Origin of the sequence: Streptomyces drozdowiczii (genome assembly GCF_026167665.1) — a bacterium.
Lineage (GTDB): Bacteria > Actinomycetota > Actinomycetes > Streptomycetales > Streptomycetaceae > Streptomyces > Streptomyces drozdowiczii_A.
The window spans coordinates 1,688,095-1,706,276 of record NZ_CP098740.1 but is presented as its reverse complement, the minus strand read 5'-3'; the positions used below and the strand labels follow the sequence as shown (position 1 = coordinate 1,706,276).

Below are 18,182 nucleotides of genomic sequence, written 5' to 3'. Positions count from 1 at the left end.
CAGGTCCTCCCCGGAGGACCTGCCCGCACCGCTGTTACGCGGCGCCTAGGCGCCGAACGCCCGGCCGCCCATCGCCGCGGCGAACTCCTCCGGGTCGCCGTCGAAGCCCCGGACGGTGCCGTGGAAGTGCCAGCCGCCGGATTCGTCCCGTGCGAATTCGGCCACCACGGCCGCGGTGGCGCCGCCCACCGCGGAGAAGTCGTCCTCCGCGAGCGTCGTGTAGCCCTCGCGGACCTGGACCCCGGTGTTCTCTATGGCGTCGAACGTCTTGCGGCCGTCGCGCTGCTGGATGGCGACGCCGACGACGACCCGGGCGTAGGCGTCGGAGAGCCGGTCCAGTTCCAGCGTCATCACCTCGTCGTAGCCGAGCCCCTGTCCCGTCCTGCTGTCCCGGTCGAGGGTGATCGTCCCGTCGGGCGCCCGGCTGTCGAAGTGGACGAGGTACGCCGGACTGCCGTACGGCTCGTCCGCGGGGTAGGTCGCCGCGATGATGTCGAGGTCGTTGGGCGCCTCGCCCTGGTCGCTGGGGTCCCATTTGATCCGCACCTCGACCTTGTCGAGATCCTTGTTGGGAGTGCTCATCGGACTTCCCTCCTGCGCGCGGGGACGGCGCTCCGGTTCCGTCCCCCGATCATGTCCGCAACGTGCCCCGGAACCAACCGGATTGGGGACGAGCGGCTGAAACGGGCCAGGATCGGGCGGGAGACGGCCGGTTCCGGTGGACTCCGTGGGAGCGTGACCCACGCCACGTCCGACGGCCGTACGATGGCGCCGTGCTGGTCAAGTGGATTCGCTGCAGTGTGTCGGACCGTCGGGGATTCGAACAGGGGCAGCGGAAGTGGGCGGGGCTGCTGGGTGAGCCGGGGTTCAGGGGGCAGGGCGGCGGCTGGAGCCGCGTCCGGCCGGAGGTGGCGCACGTCTTCGCCTTCTGGGAGAACCGGGTCTTCTACGACTCCTTCATGGCGCGCGGCCACGACACCCTGGCCGCGGCGCAGTCCGGCACGTACCAGGACCTCCAGGTCAAGCTCTTCGAGTACCGCTTCGACGTGAAGACCGGCTTCGAACCCCGCTTCACGGACGCGGATGTGCTCAGGGTGGCCCACAGCCGGGTCCACGCGGACCGGGTCGAACACTTCGCGCTGATGCAGCAGCGGGTCTGGAACCCGGCGATGGCGGGATCGCCGGGGATGCTGCGGGGGGTCTTCGGCGAGGCGCCGGGACACGAGTTCCTGGTTCTGTCGATGTGGCAGTCCAGCGCGGAACGCGGCAAATACCGGCCGGGCAGCGTGGACCGGCTCTCGCAGCGCGCGGGTACGGAGGAGGACGTGTCGGCGCTCGACGGCGACGTGGTGCGACTCGAACCGTCCTGGACGGTGTGACGGCCCCGAGCGGCGGGTACGGCGGCGACATGCACCGACGAATTCCGGACAGGTGCTCGAACGGCGGCGACTCGATCTAGTGTCGTTGTATGGCACGACCGCAACGAATCGTTCTTGTCCGGCACGGCGAGTCCGAGGGCAACGCCGACGACACCGTGTACGAGCGCGAACCCGACCACGCGCTGAGGCTCACCCCCACCGGATTGCGCCAGGCCCGCGAGGCGGGGGAGCGGCTGCGCGGGCTGTTCGGGGAGGAGCGGGTCAGCGTGTACGTCTCGCCCTACCGACGCACCCACGAGACGTTCGCCTCCCTCGGGCTGGACGCCGGGCGGGTACGGGTCCGCGAGGAGCCCCGGCTGCGCGAGCAGGACTGGGGGAACTGGCAGGACCGCGACGACGTCAGGCTGCAGAAGGCCTACCGGGACGCCTACGGGCACTTCTTCTACCGCTTCGCGCAGGGCGAGTCCGGGGCGGATGTGTACGACCGGGTCGGCGCGTTCCTGGAGAGCCTGCACCGCAGCTTCGAGGCCCCCGACCACCCGCCGAACGTCCTGCTGGTCACCCACGGTCTGACCATGCGGCTCTTCTGCATGCGCTGGTTCCACTGGTCCGTGGCCGAATTCGAGTCGCTTTCCAACCCCGGAAACGGGGAATCGCGGACGCTGGTGCTCGGCAAGGACGGGCGGTACACGCTCGACCGGCCCTTCGCTCGCTGGCGTACCCCTGAGCCCTACGGCATCTGCGGATAGAGTGGAAGCGATGACCGAATCCGCTTCCGACCAGCGCCTCGAACGCGCCCTGGCCAGCCTGCGCGGCCTCTCCGTGGGAGACGCCCTGGGCTCCCAGTTCTTCGTGCCCGCCAACTATCCGCTCCTGAAGGACCGCGCCCTCCCGGCCGGGCCCTGGCAGTGGACCGACGACACGGAAATGGCCTGCTCCGTCGTGGCCGTACTCCGGGAGCACGACCGCGTCGACCAGGACGCCCTGGCCCGGTCCTTCGCGCACCACCACGACTTCGACCGGGGATACGGCCCGGCCGTGAACCGCATGCTGCGCCTGGTCCGCGAGGGCGGCGACTGGCGCGAACTCGCCTCCTCCCTGTTCAACGGGCAGGGCTCCTGGGGCAACGGTTCCTCGATGCGCATCGCGCCGCTCGGCGCCTGGTACGCGGACGACCCGGAGCAGGCCACGCACCAGGCGGAGATCTCCTCGTACACCACGCACCAGCACCGGGAGGCCGTCGTGGGCGCGATGGCCGTCGCGGCGGCCGCGGCGCTCGTCGCCTCACCGGCCGGGCCGCCCGCTCCGGAGGACCTGCTGGACGGCGTCGTCGCGCTCGTCCCGCGCAGCGCCGTCGGTGCCGGGCTGCGGCGGGCCCGGGACATGCTCGACTACAAGGACGCGGGCACGGTCGCGGCGGTCCTCGGCAACGGACGCCGCACCAGCGCGCACGACACCGTCCCCTTCGCCCTGTGGTCGGCGGCGCGGAGCCTCGGCGACTACGAGGAGGCGTTCTGGGTGACGGCCCAGGCCGGCGGCGACGTCGACACCACCTGCGCCATCGTCGGCGGCGTGATCGCGGCAAGCACCGCGGGCGCCCCTCCGGCGCACTGGACGGCCCGGACGGAAGCCCTGCCGGACTGGTTGTCCCGCTAGCCGACGCGGCGGGTACGACCGCAGGCCGCGCCGCAGGGCGCTTCGAGTGTCACGGTCCTGCCACAGCACGCTCCCGCCCGGCCGGCGGCCGTGACACGGGGTTACTCTTTCGGCCACGCCGCCCTCGGTGATCATGACGACGGGTGCGCACCGAATGAGACGCCGGGGGGCCGCGCGCTGCCCAGGGCACGCGTGGGCGGACCCCGGTGGGGAGGGGTCCCGTGTCCGAAACACCGCCAGATTCACCCCGGCCCGAGCCCGCGCCGGACGAGCCCGCCCCACAGGGCGAGCGGATACCCGTGCCGGCCGCCGCCCCCGAAGCCGCAGGCAGGGGCGCGGCAGGAGGCGGTACGGCGTCGCTGCCCGAGCCACCCAAGATCCCCGCCTACGCGGCGCAGCGCCCCGGGGGCCGAGGCAGTCGAGCCCCTGGGGCCCGCCTCCGCCCTCGGTCACGACGCGGCTCCGAGCCGGGAAGCCCGGGCCCGTCCAGGCCGGCACCCTCTGGGCCGTCCTCGCGACGACCCTGCTCAGCATGGTGCTGCTGGGCGACGGCATCGGGCTGAACCTGCTCATCGTGGCGCTGCCCGCCTCGGCCGGCGCGTACATCTCCGCCAGGGCGGCAGGCCGCACGCTGCGCCCCTGGACCGCCGTGTGGGCGATCGGCGGGCTGGCGCTCCTGGCCGTCCCCGCGCTCCGGGACGCCGGGTGGCCCACCTTCCTCGCGATGGTGTCGGCTCTGGCACTCGGCTCGCTGGCGCTGCACGGCAGCCGGAGCTGGCTCGGCGTGTTCCTGGGGTCCCTGGGCGTGTTCACCTCCGTGTTCGAATCGGTGGGCTGGGGGTCCGGGGTGTGCGCGAGCGCATGTCGGGGTCCCGGGGCCGGTTCGGCGTCGTGTTCAGGTCCGTGGTCGTCGCCGTCGTCCTGGTCATCGTGTTCGGCGCGCTCTTCGCGAGTGCCGACGCCGCCTTCGCGGACCTGCTGGGCAACCTGACCCCGGACGTGTCGGTGGGTGACGGTCCGTGGCGGATCCTCCTGGGCCTCCTCGGTCTGCTCGGCGCCCTCGCCGCCGCCTACACCGCCGCCGCCCCCGTCCGCTGGGACGGGGTGACCGTACGGCCGGGCAAGGCACGCGGGCGGCTGGAATGGGCGCTTCCGCTGGTCGTCCTGAACCTCCTCTTCGCGGCGTTCCTGACCATCCAGCTCACGGTGCTGCTCGGCGGATACGACAAGGTGATGGCCGAGACGGACCTCAGCTACTCCGAGTACGCCCGCCAGGGCTTCTGGCAACTGCTCTGGGCCACGGTGCTCACGCTCGGCGTCATCGCACTCGCGCTTCGCTGGGCCCCGCGCGGCGGCACCCGCGACCGCACCCTCGTCCGCGGTGTGCTCGGCACGCTGTGCTTCCTCACCCTCGTCGTGGTCGCATCGGCCCTGCGGCGTATGGACCTCTACGTCGACGCGTACGGCCTCACCAGGCTGCGGATCTCCGTGGCCGCCGTGGAACTCTGGCTCGGCGTGGTCCTCGTACTGATCATGGCCGCCGGCGTCTTCGGCCCCCGCCTGCTGCCGCGTGCCGTCGCGGCGAGCGCGGCCGTCGGCGTACTGGCCTTCGGTCTCGTCTCGCCCGACGGCCTCATCGCCGAGCAGAACGTCCAGCGATACCGCAACGACCACTCGATCGACATCGAGTACCTCAAGGGCCTGTCGGCCGACGCCGTACCCGCTCTGGACACCCTTCCCGAGCCCCTGCGCTCCTGTGCGCTCCAGGACATCCAGCGCTCGCTTCGCAACTCCGACGAGCCCTGGTACGCGACGAGTTGGGGCGAAGCCCGAGCCCGCGACATCCTCGGCGACTGGGACCCCGGCTACCGCGCACTCGACTGCCGGGGGCTGAGCACGGGCGACAACGGCGACGAGCGCGGCGGCGGGACGGACGACGTCTACGACCCGTACGACCCGTACTGACCGACGCTTCCAGCCCGGGAGGGGCGCCCCGGGGTGTTCCTGGCGCCCCCTTCGGCGTACGCTGACAGACGCCATGCCGTACGAACCACCCACGCACACCGTCGAGCGCTCACTGCGCGCCACCACCGGTGCCAAGATCGTCGCCGGCGTCGACGAAGTCGGACGCGGAGCGTGGGCGGGACCTGTCACGGTGTGCGCCGCGGTCACCGGTCTTCGCAGGCCCCCCGCCGGACTCACCGACTCCAAGCTGATCAGCCCCAAGCGCCGTGCGGAACTCGCTCCGCTGCTGGAGAGCTGGGTCACCGCGTACGGCCTGGGTGACGCCTCTCCCCAGGAGATCGACGAACTGGGCATGACCGCAGCGCTCCGGCTCGCGGCCGTACGCGCCCTGGAGGCGCTGCCGGTCCGCCCCGACGCGGTGATCCTGGACGGCAAGCACGACTACCTGGGCAGCCCCTGGCAGGTCCGCACCGTCATCAAGGGGGACCAGTCCTGCGTCGCGGTGGCCGCGGCATCGGTGATCGCGAAGGTCCGCCGGGACGCCATGATGGCCGAACTCGGGGCGCTGAACGGCGAGTACGCGGACTTCGCGTTCGAGGCCAACGCCGGCTATCCGTCCCCCGTGCACAGGGCCGCACTCGAGGAGCGTGGGCCCACCGCCCACCACCGTCTCTCGTGGTCCTACCTCGACGCGCTGCCCCGGTGGCAGCACCTGAAGAAGGTCCGTTTCTCCGCCGAGGCGGCCGCACTGGAAAGCGGGGGCCAGCTCGGCTTCGACTTCTGATCGCGTATATGTGCCCACCCGCCGATACCTGCGGTATCGGCGTTTGATAGACAACCACCCATGCCTCTCATCCCCGAGGAGCCTCAGATTCACGAGAGCGCCCAGGGTCCCCGCGCCACCCCGGCCAACGGCCGCGCCGCGTCGACCCCTCGTCCCGTACCCGGTCCGCGTTCAGCGGCCACGCCGCGCCCCGGTCGTCCGGTGCCCGGCCCGCGGCCTGCGCCCCCGCGCAGCGCCGGCACTCCACCTCCGGCGGACCCCAGGCCGCGCCGTCGGAGAATCGTTCCGCACCGCAGCTCCAGGTCATCCCCGCATCGGCCGACGGGGCGCTCGACGCCGCCGACGAGGCGGTGGATCTGCTGCTCGACTCGGGTCGCGCACCCGGCGACATCCTGGTGCTGACCACGGGCGGACAGCACCCGTGGGCGACCCACGAGCTCTCCTTCGGCGAGGCCGCCTACTGGGCCCAGCACGAAGCGGGCGACGACGTCTTCTTCGCCGCTGCCGCGGCGGCGGACCGGGTCAAGCCCCGGCCCGTCGTGATCGTCGCGGTCAACGGCCCGGCCGACGACGCGTCCGCGCGGGCGCTGGCCAAGGCCCGGGAGTCCGCCGGCGTACTGCTGATCGTCTGCGGCGACCCGCAGCGGATCAACGCCGCGCTCGGCGCCGGCGTCTGAGCATCAGGGCCGGCCGTCCGGTGGTCCGGCTGTCCGCGAGGGCTGCCGGACCACCGGGGCGTCCTCGGTCAGCGGGCGGCGGAGCGGTGCAGTGCCTGCGCCGCTCCGCCGCCGGTCCGCGACGGGATCTGCTCGGAAGTCAGGGCGGTGTCGGCGAGGGCCGAGGGCTGCGACATGGAGTTCGGACGGCGGCCGCCCCTGCCCTCGCCCAGCACCTGCCAGCCGCCCCGGGTCAGCGTGATGTACGCGCCGCACCGCAGCCCGTGCAGAGTGCAGGCATCCCGCAGCCCCCACATCCACGCTCCGTCCTCCTCCGTCCAACGCTCGTCCCCCTCGCGGCAGTAGAGCAGAACGGCGGTGCGGACGGGCGTACGGCGGCGCAGATCGTGCGGGATCACTCGTCGCAGGTGAGCCAGCAGTGAGTTCCGGAACTCCCAGCCGTCGGCCGTTACCGAGCGGCGGGCGAACGAGGCGCTCGCCGTCAGGCGCTCCTCGTGGTCCAGGACGGCGACCACGGCGGTGGCCGGCGTCGGCCGGTGCCTCGCGTGCAGACCGCTCACCACCTCTCGCGGGCTGCGCAGCAGGGGTATTCCGGCCGCTGCCCACTCGGCCGGTTCGAGCATTCTGGCAAGGCGGTTGGCGGAGTCGGCGGCTGCCGACATCGAAGTGGCTGCGGACGGAGCGAATCCGAAGGTCACGGTCCTCCCTTCGCATACGCGCCCACGATGCGGGCAGGGTCGGGTGAGGGCGCGCCGCGGCACAGCCCTTTCGGGCCCGCGAAAAGACCGTGCGGGGAGCGAGTCCAATTCTTCCTGGCGTATCGGCAGGCGGCAACGAGCAATTGGCGAGGCTGACGGTATTCAGCCGGAATGACACGGATATCCCTGCTATCCCTGCCCAGTCCGGCCCCGCCTGACGCCTCCTGTCACGCCTGAACGGCGAGGACCAGCGGAAACACCGCTTCCGCTCCGGCCCGACGCAGCAGGCGGGCTGCCACGGCGAGCGTCCAGCCGGTGTCCGACAGATCGTCCACGAGCAGTATGGGTCCGTCCACGGACGCCAGGGCATCCGCGAGTTCGGGCGCGACGACCAGCCTCTCGTGCAGGGCACGGACCCGCTGCGCACTGTTGGTCTGCGATATCCGGACGGCGTCGGCGTCCGGAGCCAGGGTCACGCCCCCCAGCAGGGGCATCCGTCCCACTTCCGCGATGTGCCTGCCGAGCGATTCGATGAGCCGGGGCTTGCGGTCCGAAGCCATGGTGACGACCCCGACCGGGCGGGGAACGGCGTCGACGGCCCCGGGAGCCCAGCCGCCGGGCCCCCTGGCCCAGTCGGCCAGCACGGTCACCACGGCCTCGGCCACGTCACCCGGCACCGGAGCGTCGGGTGCCTGAGCCGCCAGTATCGGGCGCAGTCTGTTGCCCCACCCGATGTCGGTGAGCCTGCCCAGCGCCCGGCCGGTGCCGGCGAGCTCGGTGGCCGGGATCCTGCCCTTGAGGTCGACGCCCACCGACGCGAGCCCGGTCGGCCACATCTTGCGGGGCTCCACCTCCACACCGGCCCTGCGCAGCTCACCCTTGGCAGTGTCCAGAGCGGTGTCGGAGACCCCCGCGCCGAACCGGGCGCCGGCACAGTTGTCGCAACGCCCGCACGCGGTCGCCGCCTCGTCGTCGAGCTGACGGCGCAGGAACTCCATGCGGCAGCCGTCGGTCGTGGCGTAGTCGCGCATCGCCTGCTGCTCGGCGGCGCGCTGACGGGCCACCCACGCATAGCGTTCGGCGTCGTAGACCCAGGGCTCTCCCGTCGAGGTCCATCCGCCCTTCACCCGCCTGACCGCTCCGTCGACGTCGAGGACCTTGAGCATGCTTTCCAGCCGTGCGCGACGCAGGTCGACCAGCGGCTCCAGGGCGGGCAGCGAGAGCGGCCGCCCGGCCTGGTCGAGTGCGTCGAGGGTGCGCCGGACCTGCTCCTCCGGCGGAAAGCCGACCGACGCGAAGTACTGCCAGATCGCTTCGTCCTCCCTGCCCGGCAGGAGCAGCACCTCGGCGTGTTCGACACCGCGTCCGGCGCGGCCCACCTGCTGGTAGTAGGCGATGGGGGAGGACGGCGACCCGAGGTGCACGACGAAGCCGAGGTCGGGCTTGTCGAAGCCCATGCCGAGCGCGGAGGTCGCCACCAGCGCCTTGAGGCGGTTGGCCAGCAGATCATCCTCCGCCTGCTGCCTTTCCGCGTTCTCGGTGCGGCCGGTGTAGGAGGCGACGGTGTGCCCGCACTGGCGGAGATACGCGGTGATCTCCTCGGCCGCCGCGACCGTCAGCGTGTAGATGATTCCCGAGCCCGGAAGCTCCTTGAGATGGTCTCCGAGCCAGGCCAGGCGGTGGGCCGCGTCGGGCAGGCGCAGCACGCCGAGACTCAGGCTCTCGCGGTCGAGGGACCCTCTCAGTACGAGTGCGTCCGCTCCGGCGCCGGTACCCAGCTGCTCCGCCACGTCGGCGGTGACCCGGGCGTTCGCCGTGGCGGTGGTGGCAAGCACCGGGACACCGGCGGGGAGGTCGGCGAGCATCGTCCGCAGCCGGCGGTAGTCGGGCCGGAAGTCGTGGCCCCAGTCGGAGATGCAGTGCGCCTCGTCCACGACGAGCAGACCGGTGGTCGCGGCGAGCCGGGGCAGAACCTGGTCGCGGAAATCAGGATTGTTGAGGCGCTCGGGGCTGACCAGCAGGATGTCGACCTCACCGGCGGCCACCTCGGCCCGCACGGTGTCCCACTCCTCCGTGTTGGACGAATTGATCGTGCGCGCGCTTATGCCGGCACGGGCCGCCGCCGCGACCTGGTTGCGCATCAGCGCCAGCAGCGGCGAGACGATGACCGTCGGCCCGGCGCCCCGGGCGCGCAGAAGGGAAGTGGCGACGAAGTACACCGCGGACTTCCCCCAGCCCGTGCGCTGGACGACCAGTGCCCGACGCCTGTCCGCGACAAGCGCCTCGATGGCCCGCCACTGGTCCTCACGCAGCCGCGCGGTGCCGGAGGCGTCTCCGACGAGTCGGGCCAGTACGGAATCGGCCGAAGCCCTGAGCGCTGCGCGGTCTGCGTTGGTCATACCCCCATGCAACCCGATGGATCCGACAACCGCGAACAGTCGATTACCCCCTGTGGATAAGTTATCCACAGGGGGTAGCGAAGATCCGTGGTTCGCGAGACGGTCTGGCCATGAACAAGCACCCCGAATCAACCGGTCCGTCCGAGGAACAGCAGATCACCCTGCGAGGCCCGGCCGAGCTGGCCGACGCTCTCCCCTATCTCATGGGTTTCCACCCGAGCGACAGCGTGGTCATGGTCACCCTGCACGGTGGCCGGGGCCGGTTCGGAGCCCGGCTCAGGCTCGCCATCCCGCAGTCCTCGCTGGAATGGCCGACGGTCGCCGACCAGCTCGCCGAGTGCCTGATCAAGGGAAGCGAGCGGCGCGACGCCCGGCCCGACGCCATCGTCGCCTTCCTCTGTCAGGACCCGGTGGACGGCGAGACGGGCAATCAGACCATGGAGCGCCTGCGGCCGTTCGCCCAGCGACTGCGTACGGCGTGCGGAGCGCTGGACGTGCCCGTACTCGAAGTGCTGTGCATCTCGGGCAACCGCTTCTGGTCCTATGTCTGCCCCGACGCCCGCTGCTGCCCGGCGGAAGGCAACCCGCTGGCCATGCCCGGCACCTCGGTGATGGCGGCGGCAGCCACCTATGCCGGCATTCAGGTACGGGGTTCGCTGCGCGAGATGGAGGCGAGGCTCACGCCGCTCACCCGCACCTCGGGCGCCGCCCAACTGCGCGCCCTGGACGCGGCGGGCAGCGCGATGGTGCCCCTGCTGCTCGACCGGGAACGCCGCCAGGAGGTGGGCGGTGCCACGCTGAAGCTCGCCGGCCGTCTGATCGACCGCCTCGGGAAGGCGCCCGCAACGGCGCCATCCCTCGCAGACATCAACGACGACAGGCTGATCAGCGACGAGGAGGCCGCGTCGATGATCCTGGGTCTCCAGGACAGGGAGACCCGCGACCGGGCGGCGGAGTGGATGGAAGGCCCGAAGGCGCACGCCGCGCTGAGGCTCTGGCGAGCGCTGGCCCGCCGCTGTGTCGCCCCGTACGAAGAACACGCCGCAGCCCCTCTCACCCTGGCGGGCTGGGTCTCCTGGTCGACCGGCGACGAACCGGCTGCGCGCGTGGCGCTGGGGCTCGCCCTGCGCTTCGATCCGCATTACACCTTCGCGCAACTGCTGCACGAGGCGTGCAATCAGGGGCTCGACCCGGAGACCTTGCGGCGCTGCCTGCGCGGCGAGCGCGGCAAGCGGGCAGACCGGCACGACCGGCGTGCGGAACGGGTCGCGGGGGCCCGTCCCACACGGGTGAGGCCGGCCGGGCGTACCAGGACGCGTACCGGCTCCACTCGGCCCGGCTCCGGCGCCGCGGACAGGCGGCGGTCCGCCCGGCCCGGGGTGCAAGGGCGTCGCGGGACCAGGACCGGCCGCTGAGACCAGTGCGGCGCCGGAGCCCGGCGCCGCACGTACGCCTCGCGTCGACACGGGGGGGCCCGCGTTCTGTCGGGCCAAGGGGAACGGGCTCCGGAGGCCGCTGAAGAGTCATCGGGAAGGGAGTGTTTATCGTCAGGAAGACGACTATGATCACGGGCATGCCGCCCTACGACCCGTCGACCTTTCCGCCGTTCGCCGTCACCGTCGACCTGGTGGTGCTGACGGTGCGTCGGCACGCCCTCTGTGCCCTGGTGGTACGCAGGGGCGAGACCCCGTTCCAGGGCAGGTGGGCCCTGCCGGGCGGTTTCGTGAGGGCCGACGAGGACCTCGGCGCCGCAGCGGCGCGTGAGCTTGTCGAGGAGACCGGCCTGTGCGCGCAGGATCCGGCCGCCCCTGCCGTCGGCAACGGCGCCCACCTGGAACAGCTCGCCACCTACGGGGACCCCGCCCGGGACCCGAGGATGAGGGTGGTCAGCGTCGCCCATCTCGCGCTGGCCCCCGATCTGCCCGCTCCCAGGGCGGGCGGCGACGCGAACAGTGCGCGTTGGGCGCCCGTCGAGGACCTGCTCCCCGAGGGCGGCTACGCCCCGGACGGCGAGCACCGGGCGCCCTTGGCCTTCGATCACGCGAAGATCCTCGCCGACGGGGTCGAGCGGGCCCGGTCCAAGATCGAGTACTCCTCGCTGGCCACCGCCTTCTGCCCGCCCGCCTTCACCGTCGGAGAGCTGCGCCGGGTGTACGAGGCGGTGTGGGGCGTGGTGCTGGATCCGAGGAACTTCCACCGCAAGGTGACGGGCACGCCGGGCTTTCTGGTGCCCACCGGAGGGACGACCACCCGGCAGGGGGGCCGCCCGGCCCAGCTGTTCCGGTCGGGCACGGCGACGGTGCTCAACCCGCCGATGTTGAGGCCCGAGGTCTAGGTTCCGCCCGTCCTGGGCCCAGGACGGGCGGCGCCGCGAACCCCACCTTGCGCAAAAAGTCCGATATGTCAGGTTATCGTGCTGCGGTACTCACTCGCCGCCGGGCGGCTCCGTCTCCGCCGTCCCACTTTCCTGCGAGAGAAGCGATGCTCCAGGCCGTCGGACTCACCAGCACCCCCTCCCGTGGACAAGCCCTCGCCGTGGACGACCTCACCTTCGACGCGGAGCCGGGATGCGTCACCGCACTGCTGGGTGCGCCGGGCTCCGGCAAGACCGCGGCGCTTCGGTTGATGCTCGAACTGGAGCCGGGGCGTGGGATCACCTACTTCCGGGGCAGGCCGCTGCATCGCGTCCCGAATCCGGCCGGTGAGGTGGGAGTGGTGCTCGGTGACGTGACCGGGCACCCCGCGCGCACCGTCCGAGGGCAGCTTCGCATGCTCTGCGCCGCGGCGGGCGTACCCGTCTCCCGGGCCGACGAACTGCTCGAAGCGGTGGGCCTCGCCGGTCTGAGGGATCAGCGCATCGCCACGCTCTCCCTCGGCATGGATCGCCGGCTGGCGCTCGCCTGCGCGTTGCTCGGGGACCCGCACACGCTCCTTCTGGACGATCCGGCGGAGGGGCTGGCGCCGAAGGAGGCCGACTGGCTGCACGGGATGCTGCGCTCCCACGCCGAGCGGGGCGGGACCGTGCTGTTCGCGACCAGGGACCCCAAGGAGGCCGCACGCTCGGCAGGCCATGTGGTCACCCTCGACGGCGGGCGTGTGGTCGCCGACCAGGACGGGGCGGCCTTCTCCCGTACCCGCCTGCGACCCCGCGTGGCGGTCCGCTCCCCGCAGGCCGCCCGCCTCGCCGCGATCGTCAGCCGGGAAGCCCGTGTCGCCCGACGCTCAGTAGAGGTCGTCGCCGAGGCGGCCGGCAACCGGCTCTCGGTGTACGGCAGCAGCTGCGCCGAAGTGGGCGATGCCGCTTTCCGGCACGGGCTTCCCGTTCACCAGCTCGCCGACGAGGTGGGTGACATGCGCCCGGTGGGCACGACCGCCGCCCCGGCCGGCCGCCGCGACGCCGGCGCCGTACTCGTGGCCCAGAACGAGGGTGCCCCGCCGGTGCGGTCGGCCGGGGCCCGCCCCCGTGCAGCGTCATCGCGGGGAGTCGGCGGGGGCGCTTCCGCCGCCCCGTCGCGCGCCTCGCGGGGCGCGCTTCCGCCGCCCATCAGACGGCGCCCGGCGCGGGGTCCGTTGCGGCCGGTGCGGTACGAACTGCGCCGCCTCTTCGGTGTCCGGACGACGACCGTGATCCTGGCCGTCGTTCTGGTCGCTTCCGTGGGTCTGTCCGTACTGCTCGCCCGCGACAGCCGTACCCCTCTGGTCCATGTCATCGCCGCCTGGCCCTCGCTGCTGCCGCTTCCGCCCGCCGCACTCGGGGCCGGGCTCATCGGGGCGCTCTCCTTCGGCGACGAGTTCCGCTACCCGGCACTCGCGGCAGGGCGGGGGAGCGTGCCCCGCAGACTCGGGCTGCTCCTCGCCAAGCTGGCGGTGTCCGGGGAGTCGCCCTCGTGCTGGCGCTGCTCGTCGTGCTCGGCTCGGCTGCGACCCTGCGCGTCGTGTACGGCGGCAGCCTGCTCGACGTCCCCTCGAATGTGGTGTCGCCGGCGGTGAGCTGGTCCGCCCTGACCGTCGGTTGCGCATGGGCCGGGCTGCTGGCCGCCGGCATCTTCCGCGTGACGGCCGCGGGCATCGCCGCCGTGCTCGCCGTACCCGTGGTGATGGTGCCGCTCGTCGAGCACCTGCCGAAGGCGGCGGCCACACGTTCGATGGCTGGGCTTCCGAGTCGGCTTCGGGACCTGGCCTGGCTCCGGTGGCCGGCGGAGGCGGACCGGTGGATCTTGGCCGGCGCGCGGATCGTGGCGCATCCCGTGGGCGCGGCCATGGCACTGTCCCTGTCGGCCCTGACCTGCGCGTTTCTGCTCACCAGTCTTCGCGGGAGGGTCCGTTGGTGAGCGTCTGGCGCGACGGAGGGCGGTGTCTCCGTAGCTCCTTCGGTGAAACGTCCTGTTTATACCAGTAAGGCGTCAATTGAGGGGCGGGTGCCGATCACCCTTTCGTGTGCTTTTCAGCAAAGACCTCAAGGGGCGGAAGGGACCCGCCGACAAAGGATGCGTGAGTACCCTTGCGCACACCATGATGACCACCGCCCGCTCCGCCGATTCCGGCCTCGCCGGCCCGGGTGAACTCGACCGTTACTCGTACGCGGACGCGCCGGCCGGCGAGCGCGCCGCCGCGACGCGCTCCTGGGACGGCGCCGAAGCCGAACTCGGCCGGGTGGGCCGACGGGGCTCGGCCAGCCGTGGCCGCGGGCTCCATGGCCAACTTGTTCAGCAGCTGGGGCAGATGATCGTCTCCGGCGACCTCGGGGCGGACCGCCCCCTGGTGCCCGAAGAGATCGGCCAGCGTTTCGAGGTTTCCAGGACCGTCGTGCGGGAATCGCTGCGCGTGCTGGAGGCGAAGGGCCTGGTCAGTGCCCGCCCCAATGTCGGTACCCGGGTGCGGCCGGTCAGTGACTGGAATCTGCTCGATCCCGACATCATCGAATGGCGCGCCTTCGGCCCGCAGCGTGATGACCAGCGCCGTGAGCTGGGTGATCTCAGGTGGACGATCGAGCCACTTGCCGCCCGCCTCGCCGCAGGGCATGGGCGCGAGGATCTTCAGCAGCGTCTTGTCGACATGGTCGAGATCATGGGGCACGCGCTCGGGCAGGGCGACATGATCACCTGCGCCCGTGCCGATGCCGAGTTCCACGCCCTGCTCATCCAGGCCGCGGGCAACCGCATGCTGGAGCACCTTTCCGGGATCGTCTCCGCGGCGCTGCAGGTGTCCGGCGGCCCGGCCACCGCATGCGACCGGCCCAGCGAGGCGTCGCTCGCCCTGCACGCGCGCATCGTGGACGCCCTCGCGTCCGGTGACTCGGCGGGTGCCGAGTCGGCCATGCGCCAGTTGCTGGTCGGGCACCACGAGGCGGAACGCGTGGTGCCGGCGCCGCGCGAGCACTGACTCCGGCGCGGGCAGGGTGTACGCGCCAGGTGCCGTCGGACCCCCGTGGTCCGGCGGCACAGGGCGGAGAGATGTCGCCTTGGTCGTGTTCATCGCAAATGGGGTGTGACTCGGGCCACGCGGAACGGCCGTAACACTCCTTGAAACAGCGCGATGACTTAAGAGGTGACCGTCGCAGAAGGAATACAGCAGCCGCCCAGGGCGCTGTGCACTTCTGAGGCCAAGCCCGCGCCGTCGGTGCATTCCCCGCCCGTCGGTCGTCGGTTCCAGCCCTCTCCGGGCCGGACCGGAAGCCGTTTCCATCGTTCCGAGAGGTTGTTCGTGTCGGCCAGCACATCCCGTACGCTCCCGCCGGAGATCGCCGAGTCCGAATCCGTGATGGCGCTCATTGAGCGGGGAAAGGCTGATGGGCAGATCGCCGGCGACGACGTGCGTCGGGCCTTCGAGGCTGACCAGATTCCGCCAACCCAGTGGAAGAACGTTCTGCGCAGCCTCAACCAGATCCTCGAGGAAGAGGGTGTGACGCTGATGGTCAGTGCCGCGGAGCCGTCGAAGCGCGCCCGCAAGAGCGTTGCAGCGAAGAGCCCGGCCAAGCGCACCGCCACCAAGACCGTGGCGGCCAAGACGACGGTGACGCGGAGCGTGGCGGCGCCCGCTGCCCCGTCCGCCGAGCCCGCGGACCCGGCGGCCGAGGAGGCTCCCGCGGCCGCGCCCGCGAAGAAGGCCGCAGCCAAGAAGACGGCCGCCAAGAAGACCGCCGTGAAGAAGACGGCGGCCAAGAAGACGGCCTCCAAGAAGGCCGGCAAGCAGGACGAGGAGATTCTCGACGGCGACGACGTCGTCGAGGAGGTCAAGGCCGGCAAGGGCGAGGAAGAGGAGGGCGAGGGCGAGAACAAGGGCTTCGTCCTCTCCGACGACGACGAGGACGACGCGCCCGCGCAGCAGGTCGCCGTCGCCGGTGCCACCGCCGACCCGGTCAAGGACTACCTCAAGCAGATCGGTAAGGTCCCGCTCCTCAACGCCGAGCAGGAGGTCGAGCTCGCCAAGCGCATCGAGGCGGGCCTGTTCGCCGAGGACAAGCTGGCGAATGCCGACAAGCTCGCCCCCAAGCTCAAGCGCGAGCTGGAGATCATCGCCGAGGACGGCCGTCGCGCCAAGAACCACCTGCTGGAGGCCAACCTCCGCCTCGTGGTCTCGCTGGCCAAGCGCTACACCGGCCGCGGCATGCTCTTCCTGGACCTGATCCAGGAGGGCAACCTCGGTCTGATCCGCGCGGTGGAGAAGTTCGACTACACCAAGGGCTACAAGTTCTCCACGTACGCCACCTGGTGGATCCGTCAGGCGATCACCCGCGCCATGGCCGACCAGGCGCGCACCATCCGTATCCCGGTGCACATGGTCGAGGTCATCAACAAGCTCGCGCGTGTCCAGCGCCAGATGCTCCAGGACCTGGGCCGCGAGCCCACCCCGGAGGAGCTGGCCAAGGAACTCGACATGACCCCGAGAAGGTCATCGAGGTCCAGAAGTACGGTCGCGAGCCGATCTCCCTCCACACCCCGCTGGGTGAGGACGGGGACAGCGAGTTCGGTGACCTGATCGAGGACTCCGAGGCGGTCGTCCCGGCCGACGCGGTGAGCTTCACGCTCCTCCAGGAACAGCTCCACTCGGTGCTGGACACGCTGTCCGAGCGTGAGGCGGGCGTGGTCTCCATGCGCTTCGGCCTCACCGACGGACAGCCGAAGACGCTGGACGAGATCGGCAAGGTCTACGGCGTGACGCGCGAGCGCATCCGTCAGATCGAGTCCAAGACCATGTCCAAGCTGCGCCACCCGTCGCGCTCGCAGGTTCTGCGCGACTACCTCGACTAGGCCGCAGCGGCGCTGCCACGCGATGAGGGCCCGGATCCCATGGGGGAGCCGGGCCCTCTCTTCATGTGAGGTACGCGGCGGAGGTGCGCATCGGTGTCGGTGGAATGACTCTGGGTAGGCATGGTCCATCACAGAGTCAGGAGTACGCATGTCCCGCACCGTCGCCCGCGCCTTGACCGGGGCGCTCGCCCTTGCCGCCACCACGGCCGTGATACCGCTCGCTTCCCCCGCCCCGGCGGTCGCCGACAGCATCATCATCGGAGGCCAGCCGGCCCATGTGGCCGACAGCCCCTGGGTGGTGGCCCTGTCCAGCCGTGACCGGTTCGGGGGTACCCGGGCCGGTCAGTTCTGTGGCGGTGTCGTGGTGGAGCCGAAGAAGGTGCTCACCGCCGCCCACTGCCTGAGCCGTGAGGCGCTGGGCACCGACGTGGACCAGGTGAGCGATCTGCGGATCATCTCCGGCCGGGACGAGCTGAACGGCACGGGCGGCAAGGAGATCCCGGTGAGCGGGACGTGGGTGAACCCCGGGTTCGACGCGACCACCAACAGCGGGGACGTCGCCGTCCTCACCCTCTCCGAGGCGCTGCCCGAGGGGGACACGATCCCCCTGGCCGAGGCCGGTGACTCCGCGTACAAGGCGGGGACACCCGCCGTCGTCTACGGGTGGGGGGACACCACTGGATACGGCGACTACGCGTCGTCACTCAGGTCCGCCCAGGTGGACATCCTGCCCGACAGCTCGTGCGAACGGGCATACCCGGGCGGCAGCACCGGCACGTACGACGCCTCATCGATGCTCTGCGCGGGCGAACCCGAGGGCGGGTACGACGCGTGCCAGGGAGACAGCGGCGGGCCTCTGGTGGCGCAGGGGCGGCTCGTGGGGCTGGTCTCGTGGGGGAACGGCTGCGGGCGCGCCGGAAGCCCCGGCGTCTATACGCGGATCTCCGCCGCCATCGGCTGGATGGCGAACGCCGACTGACCGGCGCGGGCTCCGCAGGTACGAGAACGGGCGGCTTCCCTCACGGGGAGGCCGCCCGTCGGCCGGTCCGGGACCGGCCCCTGGCTCGTCGTGGATGCAGAGGTGTCAGTGTTCCTCTTCGGCGGCTTGGGCCTGCACGGCCGTCAGCCGGTCGGTCTCATCCTGTATTTCCGCGGCGATCTTCTTGAGTTCCGGCTCGAACTTGCGACCGTGGTGGGCGCAGAAGAGCAGTTCACCGCCACTGATGAGCACGACGCGCAGATATGCCTGGGCGCCGCAACGGTCACAGCGGTCTGCTGCGGTCAGCGGGCTCGCGGGGGTCAGAACAGTAGTCACGTCGCCTCTTCTCTAGCTCGACGAGCTGTCGTACCAGGGTCAACATCCAACCAGGCCGA

At 71.5% G+C, this 18,182-nt stretch carries 12 protein-coding genes and 4 pseudogenes; 12 read left to right on the top strand and 4 right to left on the bottom strand.

Annotated elements, in window-relative coordinates; translation table 11 throughout:
* Window positions 1-45: 45 nt before the first annotated feature.
* Complete coding sequence (locus tag NEH16_RS07460) at window positions 46-582, bottom strand: TerD family protein (protein ID WP_265540373.1); 537 nt, start codon at window positions 580-582, stop codon at window positions 46-48.
* A 191-nt stretch (window positions 583-773) separates the two neighbouring features.
* Between NEH16_RS07460 and NEH16_RS07455 the strand changes: the two genes are divergently transcribed.
* The 6 genes and pseudogenes from NEH16_RS07455 (at window position 774) to NEH16_RS07430 (ending at window position 6,461) form a co-directional block, all read left to right on the top strand.
* Window positions 774-1,379, top strand: a complete 606-nt coding sequence (locus NEH16_RS07455) for a YdbC family protein (protein WP_073967412.1) — start codon at window positions 774-776, stop codon at window positions 1,377-1,379.
* 89 nt (window positions 1,380-1,468) lie between these two features.
* Entirely contained in the window at window positions 1,469-2,128 is a 660-nt protein-coding gene (locus tag NEH16_RS07450; protein WP_073967413.1) for a histidine phosphatase family protein, read from the top strand.
* A gap of 10 nt (window positions 2,129-2,138) precedes the next feature.
* The gene (locus NEH16_RS07445) at window positions 2,139-3,035 is read left to right on the top strand and encodes an ADP-ribosylglycohydrolase family protein (RefSeq protein WP_265540370.1); all 897 of its coding nucleotides are present in this window, start codon (window positions 2,139-2,141) and stop codon (window positions 3,033-3,035) included.
* A 206-nt stretch (window positions 3,036-3,241) separates the two neighbouring features.
* A pseudogene (locus NEH16_RS07440) lies at window positions 3,242-5,000 on the top strand (DUF4153 domain-containing protein).
* Between the two features lie 73 nt (window positions 5,001-5,073).
* The gene (locus tag NEH16_RS07435; RefSeq protein ID WP_265540368.1) at window positions 5,074-5,784 is read left to right on the top strand and encodes a ribonuclease HII; all 711 of its coding nucleotides are present in this window, start codon (window positions 5,074-5,076) and stop codon (window positions 5,782-5,784) included.
* Between the two features lie 60 nt (window positions 5,785-5,844).
* Window positions 5,845-6,461: pseudogene (locus NEH16_RS07430) on the top strand (hypothetical protein).
* Window positions 6,462-6,529: 68 nt separating this feature from the next.
* Here the strand turns inward: NEH16_RS07430 and NEH16_RS07425 are convergent.
* Window positions 6,530-7,159: a hypothetical protein gene (locus NEH16_RS07425; protein WP_073967418.1), complete on the bottom strand. Its 630-nt coding sequence runs from the start codon at window positions 7,157-7,159 to the stop codon at window positions 6,530-6,532.
* Between the two features lie 227 nt (window positions 7,160-7,386).
* Complete coding sequence (locus NEH16_RS07420; RefSeq protein ID WP_265540364.1) at window positions 7,387-9,558, bottom strand: RecQ family ATP-dependent DNA helicase; 2,172 nt, start codon at window positions 9,556-9,558, stop codon at window positions 7,387-7,389.
* A gap of 110 nt (window positions 9,559-9,668) precedes the next feature.
* Between NEH16_RS07420 and NEH16_RS07415 the strand changes: the two genes are divergently transcribed.
* The 6 genes and pseudogenes from NEH16_RS07415 to NEH16_RS07390 all read left to right on the top strand — a co-directional run bounded on the left by NEH16_RS07415 (window position 9,669) and on the right by NEH16_RS07390 (window position 17,787).
* Window positions 9,669-10,973 (top strand): DUF4192 domain-containing protein, encoded by a 1,305-nt coding sequence (locus NEH16_RS07415; protein ID WP_265540361.1) that lies wholly within the window; start codon window positions 9,669-9,671, stop codon window positions 10,971-10,973.
* Window positions 10,974-11,131: 158 nt separating this feature from the next.
* Window positions 11,132-11,893, top strand: a complete 762-nt coding sequence (locus tag NEH16_RS07410; protein ID WP_073967675.1) for an NUDIX hydrolase — start codon at window positions 11,132-11,134, stop codon at window positions 11,891-11,893.
* Window positions 11,894-12,039: 146 nt separating this feature from the next.
* Window positions 12,040-13,889 (top strand): annotated as a pseudogene (locus tag NEH16_RS07405) (ATP-binding cassette domain-containing protein).
* Window positions 13,890-14,070: 181 nt separating this feature from the next.
* On the top strand, window positions 14,071-14,940 hold the full coding sequence (locus NEH16_RS07400; protein ID WP_276104727.1) for a FadR/GntR family transcriptional regulator: 870 nt from the start codon (window positions 14,071-14,073) through the stop codon (window positions 14,938-14,940).
* Window positions 14,941-15,261: 321 nt separating this feature from the next.
* A pseudogene (locus NEH16_RS07395) lies at window positions 15,262-16,808 on the top strand (RNA polymerase sigma factor).
* Between the two features lie 148 nt (window positions 16,809-16,956).
* Window positions 16,957-17,787, top strand: coding sequence for a S1 family peptidase (locus NEH16_RS07390; protein WP_265540359.1), 831 nt, complete (start codon window positions 16,957-16,959; stop codon window positions 17,785-17,787).
* Between the two features lie 105 nt (window positions 17,788-17,892).
* Here NEH16_RS07390 and NEH16_RS07385 read toward each other — a convergent pair whose 3' ends face one another.
* On the bottom strand, window positions 17,893-18,123 hold the full coding sequence (locus NEH16_RS07385) for a DUF7455 domain-containing protein (RefSeq protein WP_018105354.1): 231 nt from the start codon (window positions 18,121-18,123) through the stop codon (window positions 17,893-17,895).
* Window positions 18,124-18,182 lie beyond the last annotated feature (59 nt).